Origin of the sequence: Micromonospora sp. WMMA1996, assembly GCF_002573675.1 — a bacterium.
GTDB classification, from domain to species: domain Bacteria; phylum Actinomycetota; class Actinomycetes; order Mycobacteriales; family Micromonosporaceae; genus Micromonospora; species Micromonospora sediminicola.
In genome coordinates this window covers 4,057,804-4,076,857 of sequence record NZ_PDHU01000001.1, presented here as the reverse complement: position 1 = coordinate 4,076,857, position 19,054 = coordinate 4,057,804, and the positions used below count along the sequence as shown (strand labels likewise).

At 74.3% G+C, this 19,054-nt stretch carries 16 protein-coding genes; 13 read left to right on the top strand and 3 right to left on the bottom strand.

What is annotated here, in order from left to right; genetic code table 11:
• Positions 1–8: 8 nt before the first annotated feature.
• Entirely contained in the window at positions 9–851 is an 843-nt protein-coding gene (locus COO58_RS18730; RefSeq protein WP_091580136.1) for a YhjD/YihY/BrkB family envelope integrity protein, read from the bottom strand.
• Positions 852–902: 51 nt separating this feature from the next.
• On the opposite strand from COO58_RS18730, the gene COO58_RS18725 reads away from it, so the two are divergent.
• From COO58_RS18725 to ispG, 6 genes are all read left to right on the top strand, one after another.
• Entirely contained in the window at positions 903–1,448 is a 546-nt protein-coding gene (locus COO58_RS18725; protein ID WP_098745961.1) for a GNAT family N-acetyltransferase, read from the top strand.
• 87 nt (positions 1,449–1,535) lie between these two features.
• Positions 1,536–2,759: a PP2C family protein-serine/threonine phosphatase gene (locus tag COO58_RS18720; protein WP_255292669.1), complete on the top strand. Its 1,224-nt coding sequence runs from the start codon at positions 1,536–1,538 to the stop codon at positions 2,757–2,759.
• Between the two features lie 88 nt (positions 2,760–2,847).
• On the top strand, positions 2,848–3,501 hold the full coding sequence (locus COO58_RS18715) for a Uma2 family endonuclease (RefSeq protein ID WP_098745960.1): 654 nt from the start codon (positions 2,848–2,850) through the stop codon (positions 3,499–3,501).
• Between the two features lie 129 nt (positions 3,502–3,630).
• Positions 3,631–4,845: a 1-deoxy-D-xylulose-5-phosphate reductoisomerase gene (gene dxr, locus COO58_RS18710; RefSeq protein ID WP_098745958.1), complete on the top strand. Its 1,215-nt coding sequence runs from the start codon at positions 3,631–3,633 to the stop codon at positions 4,843–4,845.
• Entirely contained in the window at positions 4,842–6,089 is a 1,248-nt protein-coding gene (locus COO58_RS18705) for an RIP metalloprotease (protein WP_098745956.1), read from the top strand. Before dxr ends, COO58_RS18705 begins: the two co-directional genes overlap by 4 nt.
• 9 nt (positions 6,090–6,098) lie before the next feature.
• Positions 6,099–7,274, top strand: a complete 1,176-nt coding sequence (ispG, locus tag COO58_RS18700) for a flavodoxin-dependent (E)-4-hydroxy-3-methylbut-2-enyl-diphosphate synthase (RefSeq protein ID WP_091580121.1) — start codon at positions 6,099–6,101, stop codon at positions 7,272–7,274.
• Positions 7,275–7,332: 58 nt separating this feature from the next.
• Here ispG and COO58_RS18695 read toward each other — a convergent pair whose 3' ends face one another.
• A complete protein-coding gene (locus tag COO58_RS18695) occupies positions 7,333–8,007 on the bottom strand; it encodes a helix-turn-helix domain-containing protein (protein WP_098745954.1) in 675 nt (224 codons plus the stop codon).
• A 129-nt stretch (positions 8,008–8,136) separates the two neighbouring features.
• Here COO58_RS18695 and COO58_RS18690 point away from each other — a divergent pair, with 129 nt between their 5' ends.
• Complete coding sequence (locus COO58_RS18690; protein WP_098745952.1) at positions 8,137–8,955, top strand: class I SAM-dependent methyltransferase; 819 nt, start codon at positions 8,137–8,139, stop codon at positions 8,953–8,955.
• A gap of 48 nt (positions 8,956–9,003) precedes the next feature.
• Here COO58_RS18690 and COO58_RS18685 read toward each other — a convergent pair whose 3' ends face one another.
• On the bottom strand, positions 9,004–9,597 hold the full coding sequence (locus COO58_RS18685; protein ID WP_098745949.1) for a PadR family transcriptional regulator: 594 nt from the start codon (positions 9,595–9,597) through the stop codon (positions 9,004–9,006).
• Positions 9,598–9,719: 122 nt separating this feature from the next.
• Between COO58_RS18685 and COO58_RS18680 the strand changes: the two genes are divergently transcribed.
• From COO58_RS18680 to COO58_RS18655, 6 genes are all read left to right on the top strand, one after another.
• A complete protein-coding gene (locus COO58_RS18680) occupies positions 9,720–10,946 on the top strand; it encodes an MFS transporter (protein ID WP_098745947.1) in 1,227 nt (408 codons plus the stop codon).
• A 77-nt stretch (positions 10,947–11,023) separates the two neighbouring features.
• On the top strand, positions 11,024–11,863 hold the full coding sequence (locus COO58_RS18675; protein WP_098746442.1) for a DUF4081 domain-containing GNAT family N-acetyltransferase: 840 nt from the start codon (positions 11,024–11,026) through the stop codon (positions 11,861–11,863).
• Between the two features lie 99 nt (positions 11,864–11,962).
• On the top strand, positions 11,963–12,700 hold the full coding sequence (locus COO58_RS18670) for an ABC transporter ATP-binding protein (RefSeq protein ID WP_098745945.1): 738 nt from the start codon (positions 11,963–11,965) through the stop codon (positions 12,698–12,700).
• A complete protein-coding gene (locus COO58_RS18665; protein ID WP_098745943.1) occupies positions 12,697–14,847 on the top strand; it encodes a YhgE/Pip family protein in 2,151 nt (716 codons plus the stop codon). Before COO58_RS18670 ends, COO58_RS18665 begins: the two co-directional genes overlap by 4 nt.
• A gap of 10 nt (positions 14,848–14,857) precedes the next feature.
• Positions 14,858–15,451, top strand: a complete 594-nt coding sequence (locus COO58_RS18660) for a TetR/AcrR family transcriptional regulator (protein ID WP_091580095.1) — start codon at positions 14,858–14,860, stop codon at positions 15,449–15,451.
• Positions 15,452–15,541: 90 nt separating this feature from the next.
• Positions 15,542–19,030: an ABC transporter ATP-binding protein/permease gene (locus COO58_RS18655; protein ID WP_098745940.1), complete on the top strand. Its 3,489-nt coding sequence runs from the start codon at positions 15,542–15,544 to the stop codon at positions 19,028–19,030.
• Positions 19,031–19,054 lie beyond the last annotated feature (24 nt).

The following is a 19,054-nucleotide window of genomic DNA, read 5'->3' as shown; positions in this document are numbered from 1 at the left end:
CTCACCGGTCAGGCGCGGGCCGCCACCCGGGCGGCCCGCCACCGGCTCAGCGCCAGGGTGGCCGAGTATCCGGCCAGCACGATCACGTGGAACAGGTAGAGCCAGAGCAGCACCGCCACCCCGCCGCCGATCTCGTCGAACCCGCCGAACGGCACGCCCAGGTTCAGCGGCAGCGAGCAGAACAGCACGAAGCCGTGCAGGAAGCCGGAGAGGTTCGCGGCGGTGAACGAGCCCATGCCGAGCGTGGAGAGCCAGTCCGGGGAGGCCGGTCCGACCACCCGGAACACCCACACCAGCACCGGCGTGAGCACCAGCCACACGGCCAGGAACGACAGCACCACGCCCAGCGCGCCGATCCAGCCGCCCTGGCGGACCAGCCGGGTGGTCAGCGGCAGCGCCAGCAGGATCGACAGCAGCAGCGCCGGGGCCGGCGCGAGCAGCGGGAGCAGCAGCAGCCGGCCGCGCCAGCCGACCAGCGCGCCGGACTCGCCGCGCGGCTCGGCCACCGAGACGAACGCCCGGCGCAGCCCTTCGCCGTAGAGCGAGGCCGGCAGCAGCGAGGCCAGGGCCAGCAGCGGCGTCAGCGTCACCCCGGCCTCGACCAGCGCGGCCACCGCCCGGTCCGCGCCGATCTGGGTGGGCAGGGTGTCGATCGCGTACCCGGTGAGCCGGCGCACCCGGTCGGCCCCGGCGACCAGCCCGGTGAGCCAGATCGCCAGCAGCGCCACCGGCACCACGGCGATCGCGCCGTAGAAGGTGATCGCGGCGGCGTGCAGCGACAGATCCCGGCCCCGGACCGGCCGGAACGCCGCAGCCGTGATCCGCTTGGTCCGCTCCCACCCGTCGCCCATCGCCCCCTCGTTCCCCGTACGCCCGTCCGGCACGCATTACGATCCGGCGTCATGATGATCGCCTCGACCCAGCGGCTCGTGGTCCGGGACTGGACGGAATCACCGGACGACCTGGCCCGCGTCTACGACATCTACTCCCGCGAGGAGGTCATGCGCTGGCTCGGGGGCGGGGCGGGGCGGATGACCGACCCGGCGGAGGCGCGTGATCGGGTGCGTCTGTGGCGCGACCGCTGGGCGCCGTACGCCGGCAGGTGGGGCCTGTGGGCGATCGAACCCCGAGACGCCGGCCCCGCGGCGGGCAGCGTCCTGCTCAAGCCGCTGCCCGGGCGCGACGGCGTGACCCTCACCGACGACATCGAGGTGGGCTGGCACCTGCACCCCGACGCCCAGGGCCACGGCTACGCCACCGAGGCGGCCCGGGCGGTGCTGGAGCGCGAGTTCGCCACCGGAACCCCACGGGTGTACGCGGTGGTGATGGCCGGCAACGAGCCGTCCATGGCGGTGGCCCGGCGGCTCGGGATGACCCACGTCGGCGTGCGCGGCGACTGGTACGGCGGCGCCGCCCTGGAGACGTTCGTCCTGGACCGCCCCGCCTAGCGGTGTTCCTCGTCTCGCCCGCGCCCGCACGTTGGCAGTTCGTCGCTGGCCTCCTACGGTGGTGGGGACACGGGGGGAGGTGGTGGTGTGGTCGACGGTGGCGACGCGGCGCGTTGGCTGCACCTCAACGCCCCCCGAGGTGGGCCGGACGAGCTGTCGCTCCTGGTGAGCGGGGCCGCGCCCGCGATCGGGGCCACCGACATCGTGATCTACCTGGCCGACTACACGCAGTCCTCGCTCGTACCCCTGGTCGGCGCCGGCGGGCCTCGGGACGAGCTGACGATCGAGACGACGCTGGCCGGCCGGGCGTTCACCGGCCTCCAGGTGCAGCGCGCCCCCGACCACCCGGACCGGCTCTGGGTGCCGCTGCTGCTCGGCTGTGAGCGGCTGGGGGTGCTGGAGATCGTGTCGCCCGGGGCCGGCGATCCCGCGCTGGACCGGCCGGCCTGGGAGGTGGCGGTCGCCGTCGCCCAGGTCCTGGTGAACCGCCGGCTCTACGGCGACGTCGTGGAACGGATCCGCCGCCGCCTTCCGATGCAGGTCGCCGCCGAGACCGTGTGGGGGCTGCTGCCGCCGCTGACCTTCGCGACCGACGACCTGGTGATCACCGCCATTCTCGAACCGTGTTACGACGTCGGCGGGGACATCTTCGACTACGCGCTCAACGGTGACGTGCTCAGCGTCGGGCTCTTCGACACCTGCGGGCACGGGATCAAGGCGAGCGCGCTGGCCTCGCTCGTGGTCAGCGCGTACCGCAACGCCCGGCGCACCGGCCTCGACCTGGTCGACACGGCGATCAGCATCGACCGGTGGGTCCGCTCCGAGCATCCCGGCCTGTTCGCGACCGCGCTGCTCGCCGAGCTGGACCGGCGGACCGGCCTGCTGAGGATCATCAACGCCGGCCACCCCGGGGCCATGCTGCTGCGCGACGGCAAGGCCGTCCGGGCGCTGCCCGGGCCGACCGCGCTGCCGCTCGGGCTGGGCAACCTGTCGGCCAGGCGCCCGCGGGTGCACGAGGAGGCGCTGCACCCGGGCGACCGCGTCCTCGCCTACACCGACGGCATCACCGACGCGCGCGGCGACGACGGGGAACGGTTCGGGCTGGACCGGCTGGTCGACTTCGTCGAGCGTGCCCTCAACGACCGGCTGCCTAGCCCGGAGACGATGCGCCGGCTGGTCCGCGCCGTCCTCGCCTACCAGCGGGACCAGCTCGACGACGACGCCACCGCGCTGTTCCTGGAGTGGCAGCCACCGCATCTGCCGTTGGGGCACCTGGAGCACCTCACCGCGCGGGTTGAGGGATCTCGGTAGCGACGGACACCGTGTGCGAGCAGGGCTCGGCGGGGCAGCGCCGCTAGGGTGGGCGGTAGCACGATTACCCGCGGAGGGGGTGAGCCCGATGGCCCAGGCCGCATTCGCGCCCGAGCCGGCGCCGCAGCCCGCCGAGCCGTCGTTCGACGTGCTCCGCTGGCACGACGAACCGTGGACCGCGCAGCTCGCTCTCGATCTCCTACCGGAGACCAACGGCCCGAAGGTCGAGGTCCTGAGCGGAAGCGTGATCGTGACACCACATGCCGGCTATGACCACCAGGACGCCGAACTGGATCTGGCCTACCTGCTGAAGCAGGCGGCCCGACGCGCCAAGCTCTGGTTGTACCTGGAGAGCAACGTCGTGTCGGGAAGGGACCTGTTCATCCCCGACATCGTCATCCTCGACGTGCCCGGGGGTGGACGAACGACCATGGACATCCGCCACGCGGTTCTGCTCGGTGAGATCGTCTCGCCGGGCAACCGCCGAAAGGATGTGATCGATCGGCCACGGGAGTACGCAGCCGTCGGCGTGCCCTACTTCCTCCGGGTCGATCTGCGGAATCGGGTGCCGACCATCGCTCTGTTCGAGCTGGTCGACGGCGATTACCGGCCGCTGGCCGCTGCGGCGGCGGGCACTCCCTTCGTGATGCGCCAGCCGTTCGAGTTCACTGTCGATCCCGGCGACCTCCTGGGTGAGGAGGCGCCGCCGGACAGACCCGGTGAGACATCGGAGCCGCGTTGATCCACACCGGTTCGGCGAGGTGGCGGCATCGGTCGGGCCGGGAGGGCGCCACCTCGGGGAAGTGGAGTCGATCAAGCAGTGGGGGGACGCCGGGGCGGAACGGGTGAGGCGCTGGGGAACAATGGGCGGGTGACCACTCCCCGAGACCTCGTGCTGCTCGGCTCGACCGGCTCCATCGGCACCCAGGCCATCGACATCGTCAAGCGCAACCCGGACCGGTTCCGGGTGGTCGCGCTCGGCGCCGGCGGCGGCAACGTGGAGCTGCTCGCGACCCAGGCGCTGGAGCTGGGCGTGGAGGCGGTCGGCGTGGCCCGCGCCTCCACCGCGCAGGACCTCCAGTTGGCGTTCTACGCCGAGGCGAGCCGGCGCGGCTGGGCCACCGGCGACTTCAAGCTGCCCAAGATCGTGGCCGGGCCGGACGCGATGACCGAGCTGGCGCAGTGGCCGTGCGACGTGGTGCTCAACGGCGTGGTCGGCTCGCTCGGGCTCGCGCCGACCCTGGCCGCGCTGCGCGCCGGGCGCACCCTCGCGCTGGCCAACAAGGAGTCCCTGGTCGCCGGTGGTTCGCTGGTGCGGGCCGCGGTGACGCGCCCGGAGCAGATCGTGCCCGTCGACTCGGAGCACTCGGCGCTGGCCCAGTGCCTGCGCGGCGGTGCCCGCGACGAGGTGCGGCGGCTGGTGGTCACCGCCAGCGGCGGCCCGTTCCGAGGCCGGCGGCGCGACGAGTTGACCCAGGTCACACCGGAGCAGGCCCTCGCGCACCCGACCTGGAACATGGGGCCGGTCGTGACGATCAACTCGGCCACGATGGTCAACAAGGCGCTGGAGGTGATCGAGGCGCACGAGCTGTTCGACGTGCCGTACGCCGACATCACGGTCATGGTCCACCCGCAGTCGGTGATCCACTCGATGGTCGAGTTCGTCGACGGCTCCACCCTCGCCCAGGCCAGCCCGCCGGACATGCGGCTGCCCATCGCGCTCGGGATCGGCTGGCCGGACCGGGTCCCCGGGGCCGCCGCGGCGGTCGACTGGGCCTCGGCGCACACCTGGGAGTTCTTCCCGCTCGACGACACCGCGTTCCCGGCGGTCGCGCTGGCCAAGGCGGCAGGCGAGGCCGGGCGGTGCCGGCCGGCGATCTACAACGCGGCGAACGAGGAGTGCGTGGCGGCGTTCGTGGCCGGGCGGCTGCCCTTCCTCGGCATCGTCGACACCCTCCAGCGGGTGCTGGAGGACGCTCCCGACTTCGACGAACCAGGTACCGTCGAGGACGTGCTCGCCGCCGAGTCGTGGGCACGGGCGCACGCCCAGGAGATCATCGTCGGGTCGGTGGAAGGAGCTCGATGAGCTATCTGCTCGGGGTGGTGCTGTTCGCCCTGGCGATCCTCATCTCGGTGAGCCTGCACGAGGCGGGGCACATGCTGACCGCCAAGGCGTTCGGGATGAAGGTCACCCGCTACTTCGTCGGCTTCGGCCCGACGCTCTGGTCGTTCAAGCGGGGCGAGACGGAGTACGGCGTCAAGGGCATCCCGCTCGGCGGCTTCTGCAAGATCGTCGGGATGACCCCGCAGGACGACGACGTGGAGCCGGGGGACGAGAAGCGCGCCATGTGGCGCTACCCGGTGTGGAAGCGGACGATCGTGATGTCCGCCGGTTCCGCGATGCACTTCGCCATCGCGCTGGTGGCGCTCTGGATCATCGCGGTCTCCGCCGGCCTGCCGAACCCGAAGTTCCCCACCACCGAGGCCGGCTTCCGGGCCGAGCCGGCGGTGGTCGCCATCGCCCCGTGCGTGGTCGTGGAGAACGCGGCCCGCGCCTGCCAGAGCGGCGACCCGGCCAGCCCGGCCGCCCAGGCCCAGCTCAAGGACGGCGACCGGATCACCGCGGTGAACGGCCGTCCGGTCTCCACCTGGGGCGACATGCTCGACGTGGTCCGGGGCACCAAGCCCGGCACCGCCACCGTCTCCTACCTGCGCGACGGCACCCCCGCCACGGCCACCGTCGACCTGGCCGCGGTGCAGCGACCGCCGCTGGGCGACCCGAAGGGCGCCACCTCGGCGGTCTCCGCGCTCGGCGTGGCGCTCCAGCCGAGCACCCCGACCCGGGTGGAGTACGGCCCGGTCGCCGCGTTCGGCGCCACCGCCGACTTCACCGGCAACATGGCGGTGCAGACCGCGCACGCCATGCAGCGCATCCCGCAGAAGGTCCCGGCGCTCTGGAACGCGATCACCGGTGAAGAGCGCGACATGGACACCCCGATCAGCGTGGTCGGCGCCAGCCGGCTCGGCGGCGAGGCCGTGGAGAACAACGCCTGGCTGGTGTTCTTCATGCTCTTCGTGTCGCTCAACTTCTTCATCGGCGTGTTCAACCTGCTCCCGCTGCTCCCGCTGGACGGCGGCCACATCGCCATCGCCTGGTTCGAGCGGGCCCGCTCCTGGCTCTACGCCCGGATCGGCCGCACCGACCCGGGGCGCGTCGACTACCTGAAGCTCATGCCCCTCACGTACGCGGTGATCCTGGTCGGTGGCGTGTTCACGCTGCTGACCGTCACCGCGGACGTCGTCAACCCGATCACGCTCTTCTCAAGGTGAGTGCCTGAAGTGACCGCTGTCAGTCTCGGTATGCCCCCCGTACCGCCGCCGCCGCTGGCCCCGCGCCGGGCCAGCCGCCAGATCATGGTCGGCTCGGTGCCGGTCGGTGGGGGCGCGCCGGTCTCGGTGCAGTCCATGACCACCACCCTCACCGCCGACGTCAACGCCACGCTCCAGCAGATCGCCGAGCTGACCGCGTCCGGCTGTCAGATCGTCCGGGTCGCCGTTCCCTCGCAGGACGACGTCGAGGCGCTGCCGGCGATCGCGCGCAAGTCGCAGATCCCGGTGATCGCCGACATCCACTTCCAGCCGAAGTACGTCTTCGCCGCGATCGACGCCGGCTGCGCCGCGGTCCGGGTGAACCCGGGCAACATCCGGCAGTTCGACGACAAGGTCAAGGAGATCGCCAAGGCGGCCGGCGACGCCGGTGTGCCGATCCGGATCGGCGTGAACGCCGGCTCGCTGGACAAGCGCCTGCTGGCCAAGTACGGCCGGGCCACCGCCGAGGCGCTCGTCGAGTCGGCGCTCTGGGAGTGCTCGCTGTTCGAGGAGCACGGCTTCCGGGACATCAAGATCTCGGTCAAGCACAACGACCCGGTGGTGATGATCCGCGCCTACCGGCTGCTCGCCGAGAAGTGCGACTACCCGCTGCACCTGGGCGTCACCGAGGCCGGCCCGGCGTTCCAGGGCACGATCAAGTCGGCGGTGGCGTTCGGCGCGCTGCTGGCCGAGGGCATCGGCGACACCATCCGGGTCTCCCTCTCCGCCCCGCCGGTCGAGGAGATCAAGGTCGGCGCCGCGATCCTGGAGTCGCTGGGCCTGCGCGAGCGCGGCCTGGAGATCGTCTCCTGCCCGTCCTGCGGTCGGGCCCAGGTCGACGTCTACAAGCTCGCCGAGGAGGTCACCGCCGGCCTGGAGGGGCTGCCGGTGCCGCTGCGCGTCGCGGTCATGGGCTGCGTGGTGAACGGTCCGGGCGAGGCCCGCGAGGCCGACCTGGGTGTCGCCTCCGGCAACGGCAAGGGCCAGATCTTCGTCAAGGGCAAGGTCGTCAAGACCGTGCCGGAGGCGCAGATCGTGGAGACGCTGATCGAGGAGGCGCTGCGGATCGCCGACGAGATGGGCGCCGAGATCCCCGAGGAACTGCGGGACCTGGTGCCGGGTGGCGCCACGGTCACCGTGCACTGATCCGCTTTCCGCGTCGCCGTGCGGCCGTCCCCTCCCGGGGGCGGCCGCACGCGCCGTCTCAGGGCCGGGGCACGGCGGCGAAGGGGGAGAGGGTGAACCAGCCGGGCACCGCGCGCCGCACCGTCTCCGGCCCGGCCACCTGCACCGCCCCGCTGCGCAACGCGGCCGGCCACTCCAGGTCGCCCAGCCAGACCTGGACCAGGGCGCGCAGGTCCGCGGTGACGGTCACCGCCACGTCGTGCCCGGGGTCGATGTCGCAGACGTCGGCCTCGCCGGCGGCGATGACCAGCCACCAGTCGCGCTGCGTCGTGGGCACGTCGCGGAAGCGGAACCGCACGACGGTACGCCCCGGCGGAACCGCGTCGTGGTCGACGTGCCGGTGCATGTCCCACAGCAGCAGCTTCGGGTCGAGGTCGGCGTCGCCCAGCTCGCCGATCCAGCGCACGCCCCAGGCGCCGAGCGCCTCCAGCACGGGCCGCAGCTCGCGCCCGGCGGCGGTCGGGACGTAGCGCACGTCGCCGCCGTCGACGCGCCGCTCCACGACGCCGGCCCGGACGAGCTGGTGCAGTCGGCGGGACAGCAGCGTGGGCGACATCCGGGGCAGGCCGCGGCGCAGCTCGTTGAAGCGTTCCGAGCCGCTGACCAACTCCCGGACGACGAGCAGCGTCCACCGCTCGTCGAGCAGCTCCATGGCCTTCGCCACGGGGCAGAACTGGTGGTAGGAGGCCCCCATGGGGGCACGCTACGCCCGGCCCGGCAGCCCGGCCAGCGACCTGTCGGGAGCGGTACAGATCTCGTACTGGGGGCCGGGTCGCCCGATGCCTAGCGTCGCTGGCAGGGACGACAGGTGAGGAGCGAGGCGATGATCGAGGAACAGGAGCGGGACGCGGCCGTGAAGGCCGGGCACCGCCGGATGTGGGCGCTGGGTGACTACGCCGCCGTGGCCGCGCAGGTGATCCCGCAGTTGGGGGCGACGCTGGTCCGGGCGGCCCGGGTGGGGCCGGGTGACCGGGTGCTGGACGTGGCCGCCGGCACCGGCAACGCGGCCCTGCCGGCGGCCCGGACCGGGGCGGAGGTGGTGGCCGGCGACCTGACCCCGGAGCTGCTGGCGATCGGCCGGGCGTCGGCCGAGCGGGAGGGATTGACGCTGACCTGGCAGGAGGCCGACGCCGAGGCGCTGCCGTACGCCGACGGCGAGTTCGACGCCGTGCTCTCCTGCGTCGGCGTGATGTTCGCACCCCGGCACCGGGTCGCCGCCGACGAGCTGCTGCGGGTCTGCCGGCCGGGCGGGACGATCGGACTGGTCAACTGGACGCCGCAGGGCTTCGTGGGCCAGTTGTTCGCGGCCATGCGGCCGTACGCGCCCCCGCCGCCGCCGGGCGCGCAGCCGCCCCCGCTCTGGGGCGACGAGGACCACGTCCGGGAGTTGTTCGGCGACCGGGTCTCCTCGCTCACGCTGGGACGGGACGCGGTGGTCGTGAACCGGTTCGCCTCGCCGGAGCAGTTCCGGGACTTCTTCGCCACCCACTACGGGCCGACGGTGGCGGTCTACCGGGCGAACGCCGGCGACCCGGAGCGGACCGCCGGGCTCGACCGCGCGTTGACCGACCTGGCCGCCCGGCACCTGGAGGGCGGCGTGATGCGGTGGGAGTACCTGCTGGTCACCGCGCGCCGCGCCTGACGGCACGCCGATCGTCGCCCGGCCGGCGTGCCGTCCCGGCGGCGGTGTTCACTCGGACTCGGCGAGGATGGCGTACAGCTTGCGCCGGGTCTCGTCGAGCACCTGGGCGGCCCGGGCGCGCTGGTCGTCGGTGCCGGTGGTCATCACCTGGCGCAACGCGTTCATGGCCTGCGCGCCGGCGTCGCGGATGTCGTGCCAGCTGTTGACGGTCTGCTCGGCGAACTCCGCCCAGGGCGGGGTCTGCGCCGCCTCGGTCGCCTCGGCCCGTCCCTGCTCGGTGAGGGCGAACCGCTTGCGCCCGCCGTCCGAGTCGGCGGCCGTGGCGATGACGCCCTCGTCCTCCAGCAGTTGCAGGGTCGGGTAGATCGAGCCGGGGCTGGGCCGCCAGGCCCCGCCGGTGCGGGAGTCGATCTCCTGGATCATCTCGTAGCCGTGCATCGGCCGCTCGGTGAGCAGCGCCAGCACGGCGCCGCGCACGTTCGGCCGCCGGCCGCGTCCGCGGCCCCGGCCACCCCGGCCCCGCCCGTGACCGTGCGGTCCGGGCGGGAACGGCGGCGGTCCCGGGGGTACGGGCGGGAAGCCGAAGCCGCCGTGGCGGTGCATCTCGTCGTGCATGGTGTGCGCGTGTCGACGGAAACCCATCGGGCTCTCCTTCTGTCGTCGTATCACTGATGCATCAACGATATATCGGCAATGCATCGGCGACAAGACGCTGAGGTGAATCGGGGCTGCAAACCGTACGTACGTCTTGTTAAAGTGCCGGAGTGCGCCTGCTACCCGAACCCGGGCCGTCCCGGACCCTCGCCCTGTCCATGCTGATCAACACCGTCGGTCGAGGCACCTGGCTCACCGCCAGCGCGCTCTTCCTCACCCGCTCGGTCGGGCTCACCGTGGCCCAGGTCGGCGTGGCGCTCACGCTCACCGCACTGGTCAGCCTGGTGGCCAGCGCACCGATGGGCTACCTGGCCGACCGGCTCGGCCCGCGCGGTCTCCAGCTGGCGGCGCTGATCGCCTCGGCCGGCTGCACCGCCGCCCTGGTCGCGGTGCGCTCGTTCGCCGGGTTCCTGGTGGTCGGCGTGCTCATGGCCGTCGCCGACTCGGCCAGCCGGGGCGCGCGGGGGGCGCTGATCGCCGGCGTCGTCCCCGCCGACCAGCGGGTCCGCACGCGGGCCTACCTGCGCGCGGTCACCAACGTCGGGATCTCGGTGGGCGCCGTCCTGGCCGGGTTCGCGCTGGCCGCCGACACCCGCGGCGCGTACGTGACACTGATCCTGCTCGACTGCCTCACCTACCTGCTGGCGGCGGCGGTGCTGCTCCGGCTGCCGGCCGTGCCACCGGTGCCGGCGCCCACGCACGGACCCCGGCTGATCGCCCTGCGGGACCGGCCGTTCCTGGCCTTCACCGTTCTCGACGGGCTGATGTCGATGCACTTCTCGCTGACCAACATCGCCCTGCCGCTCTGGATCGCCGGGCACACTGACGCGCCGCGCTGGCTGGTCTCCGCCTGCCTGCTGGTCAACACCGTGGTGGTGGTGCTCTTCCAGGTCCGCGCCTCGCGGGGCACCGAGGAGCTGACCGGCGCCGGCCGGGCCGCCCGCCGGGCGGGCGCGTTCATCGGGGTGGCCTGTGTGCTGTTCGCGGCCGCGGGTGGCGTACCGGCGGCGGTGGCGGTGCCGCTGCTGCTGGCCGGCGCGCTGGTGCACGTGGTGGGGGAGCTGTGGCACGCGGCGGCCGGCTGGGGCGTCTCGTTCGGCCTCGCCCCGGCCCACGCCCACGGTCAGTACCAGGGGGCGTACGGGATGGGCATGCAGCTCGGGTCGATGGTCGCCCCGGTGGTGGTGACCACGCTCGCGATCGGCTGGGGCGTGCCCGGCTGGCTGCTGCTCGGCGGGTCGTTCCTGCTGCTCGGCGTGCTGGTACCGCCGGTGGTGCGGTGGGCCGCGCGCACCCGGCCGCCGGCAGCGGCGCCGGAACCGGTTCCGGCCGGCTGAGCCGCCGCTCACCGGCCGGTCGCCGGGGTGTCCGGTCGGCCCGCGCGCTCCCGGGTCCATCTGGCAGGCTGGTAACCGTGCTCACGGTGCCGGTACGCCAACTGGGGGAGTCGGAGCGCCGCGCGGTCGAGCGGCTGCTCGACCTCGACCCGTACGCGGGCGCGCAGGTCGCCGAGCGGGTGGCGGCGCGCGGGCTGGCCTGGTGGCGGGCCGAGGCGCGGATCCTCGGCTACGGCTCCCGCCGCAACCTGGAGTCGATCTGCTGGTTGGGCGGCAACCTCACCCCGGTGCTCGCGTCGGAGCCGGCGGTGGCCGCGTTCGCCGAGCAGTTGGGCGCGGAGGAGCGGCTCTGCTCCTCGATCGTGGGGCGCGCCGACGCGGTGCTCGGGCTCTGGGACCGCCTCTCCGCGCACTGGGGGCCGGCCCGGGACGTACGCCCGAACCAGCCGCTGCTGGCCACGGACGCCCTGCCCGCCGTGGCGCCCGACCCGCAGGTGCGCCGGGTGCGCAGCAGCGAGGTCGACCGGCTCTTCCCGGCGGCGGTGGCGATGTACACCGAGGAGGTCGGGGTCTCGCCGCTGGCCGAGGACGGCGGGCGCGGCTACCGGCGGCGGGTGACCGAGCTGGTGCGCGCCGGCCGGGCCTACGCCCGCTTCGTCGACGGCCGGGTGGTCTTCAAGGCCGAGTTGGCCGTGGTGACCCGCCGCACCGCGCAGGTGCAGGGCGTCTGGGTGGCGCCCGAGTGGCGGGGCCGGGGCATCGCCGCCGCCGCCATGGCCGCGGTGGTGCGCGACACGTTGGAGCGGGTCGCGCCGACGGTCAGCCTCTACGTCAACGACTTCAACCTGCCGGCCCGGCGGGTCTACGAGCGCTGCGGCTTCCGCCCGGTCGGCACGCTCGCCACCGTGCTGTTCTGAGGATCACCCTCTCCTCGCGTTGCGTCGAACCGGACACCCGGCGCTATGCTGGTCATGTTTTTGTACTGACCAGTCAGTTTAGTTTCGGGAACGGGTGTCATGACGATCGTCGAGGCCAGCGGGCTCGGGCTGCGGACCCGCCGCGGATGGGTCTACCGGGACGTCGACCTCACCGCCGCCGCCGGTGAGCTGCACGCGGTGACCGGGCCTCCCGGCAGCGGGCGCACCTCGCTGCTGCTCGCCCTGGCCGGGCGCTTCCCGCACAGCCACGGCGAGCTGCGCCGCCGGGGACCGGCCGCGCTCGGCCAGGTGGCCGGCGTGCACGAGCCCGACCCGACGCTCACCGTCGCCGAGCACATCACCGAACGGCTGCTGCTGCTCGGCCCGGTCCCGCGCCGCCGCCGCCAGCTCGTCCCGGTCGCCGCCGTGCGGGCGCGCCGGGCCTACCGCCGCGACGCCTACGCCGCCGCCATCGCCGGCGCCGGCTTCACCGACGCCCCGCTCGACCCCGACCGGTACGGCCGCGACCTCACCCCGGTCGAGCGGCAGGTGCTCGGGCTGGTGCTGGCCAGCCTCGGCGGCCCCAGCCTGATCGTCGCCGACGACGTGGACGCCGGCGCCGACCGCCCCGAACGGGAGTGGATGTGGGCCGCCCTGGAACGCCTCGCCGACCAGGGGTACGCGGTGGTCGTCAGCGCCCGCGCCGTCGAACCCGGGGTGTCCGCCACCGCGCACCGCATCGGTGACCCCGCGCTGCCCGCGCCCGCCCTGACCGGTCCCGCCCCGGCCGGTTCCGCCCCGACCGCTTCCGTTCCGACCGCCGAGGTGCCCGCATGAGCGTGCTGCGACTGGCCCTGTTCGAGCTGCGCCGGATGACCCGCGGCCGGCTGCCGCGCGCCGCGCTCGCCGTGCTCACCGTGGTGCCGCTGCTCTACGGCGCGCTCTACCTCTACGCCTTCTGGGACCCGTACGGGAACCTCGACCGGATCCCGGTCGCCCTGGTCAACGCCGACCGGCCGGCCCGGGCCGGCGACGGCACCGAGGTGCACGCCGGGCGGGACCTCGCTGACGAACTGGTCGACCGCAAGGTCTTCGGCTGGACCGTGACCGACCAGGCCGACGCCACGAAGGGCCTGCGCGACGGCCGCTACCACCTGGTCTTCTCCATCCCCGCCGACTTCTCCGCCACGCTGGCCGCCAGCCCCGAGCCGGACCGCCCGGCCCGGCAGGGCGAGCTGAAGGTGGTGAACGACGACGCCACCAACTACCTCTCCGGGCTGCTCGCCCGCTCGGCGTTCAGCGAGATCCGGGCCGCCGCCGCGGAGAGCACCGCCGCCTCGTACTTCGACAAGATGCTCATCGGCTTCACCGACGCCAAGGCCGAGACCGGCCGGGCCGCCGACGGGGCGGGGAAGATCTCCGACGGGCTCGGCACGTCGCAGCGCGGCGCCGGTCAGCTCGCCGACGGGCTGGGGAGCGCCGAGAACGGGGCCGGGCAGCTCGCCGGCGGCCTGAACCAGTCGGTGCAGGGCGCCGACAAGCTGGCCCGGGGCCTCGACCAGTTGCAGACCGGCGCGGCCCAGCTCGCCGACGGCGCCGGCCGGGCCGCCACCGAGACGAGGGCCGCCGCCGCGAAGGTCGACGCCGCGGCCGACCGGTACGAACCGGTGCTGCGCCGCAACGCCGAGAAGATCCAGCGGGCGGCCACCGCCGTCGCCACCGGCGCGCAGCAGCTCGCCGACGGCCTGGACGCGCTACCCGCCAAGGCCGACGAGGTGGTGCGGACGGCGCAGGAGATCTCCGACCGGCTCGACGCGGTCGCGAAGGAACACCCCGAACTCGCCGACGACAGCGACTTCGCCGCCGCCCGCACGGCCGCCGACCGGGCCGTCACCCAGGCGAAGGCGTTGGGTTCCGCGCTGGACCGGACCGACCTGGCCGCGTTGAGGAAGCAGATGACCGACGTCGCGAAGACCGCCCGCGAGGTGGCCGCCGCCGCGCCGCACCTGGCCGACGACGTCGCCTCCGCCCGGGCCAAGGTCGACGAGCTGGCCGGCGGGCTCACCACGCTGGCCCAGGGCAGCGCCAAGCTCCGCGACGGGCTCGGCGACGCGTCCACCGGCGCCGACCAGTTGCGCGGCGGGCTCTACCGGCTCGCCACCGGCGCCCGGGCGCTCGACGGCGGCCTGGCCCAGCTCGGCACCGGCAGCACCAAGCTGGTCGACGGGCTGACCCGGCTGGAGGGCGGCGCCGGCGACCTCGCCGACGGGCTCGCCGCCGGGGAGAAGAAACTGCCCGGGTACGACGACGCGAGCAGTCGCGCCGACGTGCTCGGCGACCCCGTCGGCCTGATCCGCGACTCGCGACACCCGGCCGGCTCCTACGGCGTGGGCTTCGCGCCCTACTTCCTGGCGCTGGCGCTCTGGGTCGGCGCGATGATCACGTACATGCTGTTGCGGCCGGTCAACCGGCGACACGTGATGTCCGGCGCGCCCGGCTGGCGGGTCGTGCTCGCCGGCTGGCTGCCGGCCGCCGCGATCGGCCTGGCCCAGGTCGCGGTGCTCTACACGGTGGTGACGCTCGCGCTCGGACTGCACCCGGAGCACGGCGCGGCGACGTTCGGGCTGCTCGCGCTCACCTCGCTGGCGTTCACCGCGATCATGCAGCTGGTCGGCGTCGCGCTCGGCCCGGCCGGCCGGCTGGCCGCGCTGGCCCTGCTGATGCTCCAGCTCACCTCCTCCGGCGGCACCTACCCGGTGCAGACCTCACCCGGCTTCTTCCAGGCGATCCACCCCTGGCTGCCGATGACGTACGTGGTGGCCGGCCTGCGGCACACCATCAACGGCGGGCCGGCCGGCCCGGTGGTCAACGGGGCGCTGGTCCTGCTCGCCTTCGGACTCGGCGCCATGGTGCTCACCGTCGGGGCGGCGCGCCGGTCCCGCCGGCTGACCCCGGCCAAACTGCACCCCGAACTGACCATGTGAGGATGGGCCGGTGACGGACGGTCGGTCGCGCCGGCGGGAGGACACCCGCCAGCGTCTCTTCGTGGCGGCGGTGGAGCTCATCGCCGAGCAGGGTTTCTCGGCCACCACGGTGGACGACATCGCGGCCCGGGCCGGGGTGGCCAAGGGGACCGTCTACTACAACTTCGAGTCCAAGACGGTCCTCTTCGAGGAGCTGCTGCGGCACGGCATCGGCCTGCTCACCGCCGAGTTCCGGGCCGCCGTCGACGGGCTGCCGCCGCGCGAGGCGCTCGCCGCCCTGGTCCGGGCCGAGCTGGACTACATCCGCCGCTACCGGGCCTTCGCCCAGCTCCTGCTCTCGGAGATGTGGCGCACCAACCGGGAGTGGCAGCAGACGCTGCGGCTGCTGCGCGGCGAGGCCATCGAGGTGATCGCCGAGACGGTCCGGGCCGGCGTGGACAGCGGCGACCTCCCCGCCGACCTGGACGTGCGGACCGCCAGCTCGGCGCTGTTCGGCGTCGGGCTCGTGGTGGCCGTGGACTGGCTGGTCTTCCAGCCCGATCGGCCGATCGCCGACGTGCAGGAGGCACTGCTCGGCATCGTCCGCCGGGTCGCCCATACCTGACCGGAACGCGGTAATTCGTTTGATCCGCACCGGCCGGACGGGAAGGCTGGGTTCACCGCCCCCACCCGTCCGAGTCCGGAGGACTGTCCTATGCGCCTGCTCCGAGATCTCTGGACCACCGCACCCCGGCGGATGGCGGCCGTCCTGCTGCTGATCGTGCTGGGCGCCGGTGGTCAGGCCGCCGCCTCCGCGCTCGCCGGGCCGGTGCTGGTGCACCGCTCGTCCGGCTGGTTCGTCGCGCTCGCCGTGGCGCTCGTCGCCGCCGTCGTGACCGACCTGCTGATCGGGCTGATCATGGCCCGGCTCACGGCCGACTGGTCCGCCGACGTCCGCCGCCGGCTCTGCCGCGTCGCGCTCGGGCAGGACCTGCCGGCCCTGGAGACCACCCCGGTCGGCGAGCTGCTCGACCGGATCGACAACGACGTCTACCAGGTCGCCGCCGAGATGCGGAACACCGGCGTACGCCTGGCGCAGGGCCTCGCCGTCTGCGCGCTCGCCACGGTCAGCGCGCTGGTCGTCTGGTGGCCCGCCGGCGTCGGGATGGTGCTGCTGACCGCGCTGCTCGCGACCACGCTGCGCCGCCCCACCGCCCGGATCGCCCCGGCCCGGATGGCCGAGGAGGAGGCGTGGTCCGACCTCGCCGCCGTGATGGAGGAGGCGGTGCACGGCCAGGACGACGTGCGCACCAGCCTCGCCCGCCCGTACGTGCTGCGCCTCTACGCCCGCCGGGCGGCCGAGGTGATCGCCCGCTGCGGCCGGGTCTTCCGGCTCTCCGCCCGGGTCACCGCGGTGGCCACCGGCGGGGTCCGGGTCGGCATCGCGGCGGTGGTGCTGGCCGGCGCGTGGGCGCTCGCCACCGGCCGGGTGGACGCCGCCCGGCTCACCGCCATCTGGCTGCTGGCGATCGCGTTCGGCGCGACCGTCGAGCACATCGCCCGCTGGGTGCCGCACCTGCAACAGGCGTTCGGCGCCTGGGGGCGGGTGCAACTGCTGGCCGGCGCGCCGCAGGAACCGGTCGGCGGCGTCGCCCCGGCCGACGGCGACCTGACCGTCCGCGGGCTCACCTTCCGCTACCCGGCCGCCGGGGACGAGCGCGGCCCGGCGCTGCGCGACGTGCGGCTCGACTTCGCCCGCGGCCGCTCGTACGCGCTGGTCGGCCGCACCGGATCGGGCAAGTCGACGCTGGCCAAGGTGCTCACCCGGGCCGTGGAGGTGCCGCGCGGCACCGTCTTCCTGGGCGACACCGACGTGGTCGACCTGGACGTCGAGGAGCTGCGGCGGTGGATCGCCGTGGTGCCCCAGCGCACCGAGATCCTGGCCGGCACGCTCGCCGAGAACGTCGCCCTCTTCGACCCGGAACTGCTCGGCGCCGCCGAGCGGGCGCTCGCCGAACTCGGCCTTGCCGGGTGGATCGCCGAGCTGCCCGACGGCGTGCACACCCGCCTAGGAGATGGCGGCCACGTGCTCTCCGCCGGGCAGGAGCAACTGGTGGCGTTCGCCCGGATCCTGGTCCGGGACCCGCACGTGGTGATCCTCGACGAGGCCACCGCGCGGCTCGACCCGGTCACCGAGAACCGGGTGCGCCAGGCCACCGAGCGGCTGCTCACCGACCGCATCGGCATCGTCATCGCGCACCGGCTCTCCTCGGTGCGGCGCTGCGACGAGGTCGTGGTGATGGCCGACGGCGCGGTGCTGGAGGCCGGTCCGCTGCGCGAGTCCGCCCGCTTCGCCGAGCTGCTCGCCACCAGCCACGCCGGCGCGTACGCGGGCGCCGGCGCCCGCCGCGGCGGCGTGGACCTGCTCGACGCGCCCGACGAGTGGGTCGACGACGCGCCGGTGCTGCCGGCCGACGAGCCGCGCCGCGTCGCCGTGCCGCGCGCCGAACCGCCGCCGGCGCCGCCCGCGCCGCCCGCCCGGACCATGCGGGAGATCCTGCGGCTGGGCATCAACGACCCCCGGTACGGCCTGGTGTCGGTCGCCCTGTTCGTGGTGATGACCCTGCTCGGGCTGGACGGCGCGGTGCTGCCCTGGCTCTGGGCCGACCTGGTCGCCGGCGGCGACCCGTGGCTGCCGGCGCTCGGCATCGCCGCCGCGCTGCTGCTGGTGCTGCCGCTGCCCTACCTGACCAACCTGTGGTTCCCGCAGTGGTGGATCCGCCAGATGCTGCGGATCAGCGCCCGGCTGGTGCACGGGCAGACCGGCGCGCGCCGGGTCAGCGGGCACACCCCGGCCGAGGTGGTGGCCCAGGGCGGCGACACCGACCGGGTGGTGCAGCTCGCCGACAACCTGATGGACCAGTTCATCTCGGTGGCCATCGTGCTCACCATGACGCTGGTCACCGGCAGTGTCGTACCGGCGCTGTTCTTCGTCGGCACGATGGTGGCCTCCGGCCTGGCGGCCACGCTGTTCGGGCCGAAGCTGGAACGCACCGCCGCCGGCACCGTCAAGGCGCGGGCCGCGTTCGCCACCGCGCTGGTCTCCGCGCTCTCCGCCGCCCGGACGGTGAAGCTGGCCGGCGCCACCCGCCCGGTGCTGCGCCACCTCGCCGGGCTGGACGCGGTGCGCAGCGAGCGGCAGCGGCGGGAGATCGCCATGCAGGTGTGGGCCCGGTCCACCCCGTCCGTCGCCAGTGGACTGCTGCCGATCGGGGCCTGGGCGCTCTACCTGGCCGGTGAGTTGTCCGCCGGCGCCACGCTGGTCGCCGTCTCCACCCTCGGCGCGGCCCGCTGGTTCGCCTGGACCACCGCGGCGCTGGTCTCCCAGTACCCGTCGGCGCGGGTGTGGACCCGGCGCACGGTGGCGATGACCGGGACGGCCACCTACTCCGCGGAGGTGCCCGGGCTCGACCTCGCCGCCGGCACCGCGCCGGCGCCCGAGCCGCCGCCCCGGCACCCGCTGCGTCGGCTGGAGCTGGCCGGCTTCGGCGCGCTGCACTCCGACGGCACGCTGGCCGTCCGCGACGTCGACCTGGTGGTCGAGCGCGGGCAGCTGGTGCTGGTGGTCGGGCCGGTCGGCGCCGGCAAGTCCTCGCTGCTGCGCGCGCTCGCCGGCATCGTGCACCACGTCGGCGCGCTGCGCTGGAACGGCGAGCCGGTCACCGAGCCGGAGATGTTCCTGCGCCCCAACCAGGTCGGCTACGTGGGGCAGCTGCCCCGGGTGCTCTCCGGCACCGTGGCCGAGAACATCGCGCTCGGCCACCAGGTCGACGCCGCCGGCGCGGTCTCCACCGCCCAGCTGGAACACGACCTGGCCGCCGCCGGGGGCGGGCTCGGGCTGCTCATCGGGCACAAGGGGACCCGGCTCTCCGGCGGGCAGCTCCAGCGGCTGGCGCTGGCCCGGGCGCTCGCCCCGCGTACCGAGCTGCTGGTCGCCGACGACGTGTCGTCGGCGCTGGACGTGACCACGGAGCTGGCGCTCTGGGCGGCGTTGCGCGAGCACGGGGTGACAGTGGTCGGCTCGACCGCCAAGCGGGCCGCGCTGGTCCGCGCGGACCACGTGGTGGTGCTGGTCGACGGCGTGGTCGCGGCCCAGGGCGCCTGGTCCGACCTGGAGGCCCGCTGGTCGCACCTGGCCGGCTGACCACCGTCCGCCCCGCCCGTCGCG

Bases quoted from the DNA above. Each gene is read 5' to 3' on its own strand.
- COO58_RS18665 (WP_098745943.1), top strand. From the start codon at position 12,697: ATGAGCGTGCTGCGACTGGCCCTGTTCGAGCTGCGCCGGATGACCCGC.
- COO58_RS18725 (WP_098745961.1), top strand. From the start codon at position 903: ATGATGATCGCCTCGACCCAGCGGCTCGTGGTCCGGGACTGGACGGAA.
- COO58_RS18690 (WP_098745952.1), top strand. From the start codon at position 8,137: ATGATCGAGGAACAGGAGCGGGACGCGGCCGTGAAGGCCGGGCACCGC.
- COO58_RS18655 (WP_098745940.1), top strand. From the start codon at position 15,542: ATGCGCCTGCTCCGAGATCTCTGGACCACCGCACCCCGGCGGATGGCG.
- COO58_RS18685 (WP_098745949.1), bottom strand. From the start codon at position 9,597: ATGGGTTTCCGTCGACACGCGCACACCATGCACGACGAGATGCACCGC.
- COO58_RS18730 (WP_091580136.1), bottom strand. From the start codon at position 851: ATGGGCGACGGGTGGGAGCGGACCAAGCGGATCACGGCTGCGGCGTTC.
- COO58_RS18695 (WP_098745954.1), bottom strand. From the start codon at position 8,007: ATGGGGGCCTCCTACCACCAGTTCTGCCCCGTGGCGAAGGCCATGGAG.
- COO58_RS18670 (WP_098745945.1), top strand. From the start codon at position 11,963: ATGACGATCGTCGAGGCCAGCGGGCTCGGGCTGCGGACCCGCCGCGGA.
- COO58_RS18715 (WP_098745960.1), top strand. From the start codon at position 2,848: ATGGCCCAGGCCGCATTCGCGCCCGAGCCGGCGCCGCAGCCCGCCGAG.
- COO58_RS18705 (WP_098745956.1), top strand. From the start codon at position 4,842: ATGAGCTATCTGCTCGGGGTGGTGCTGTTCGCCCTGGCGATCCTCATC.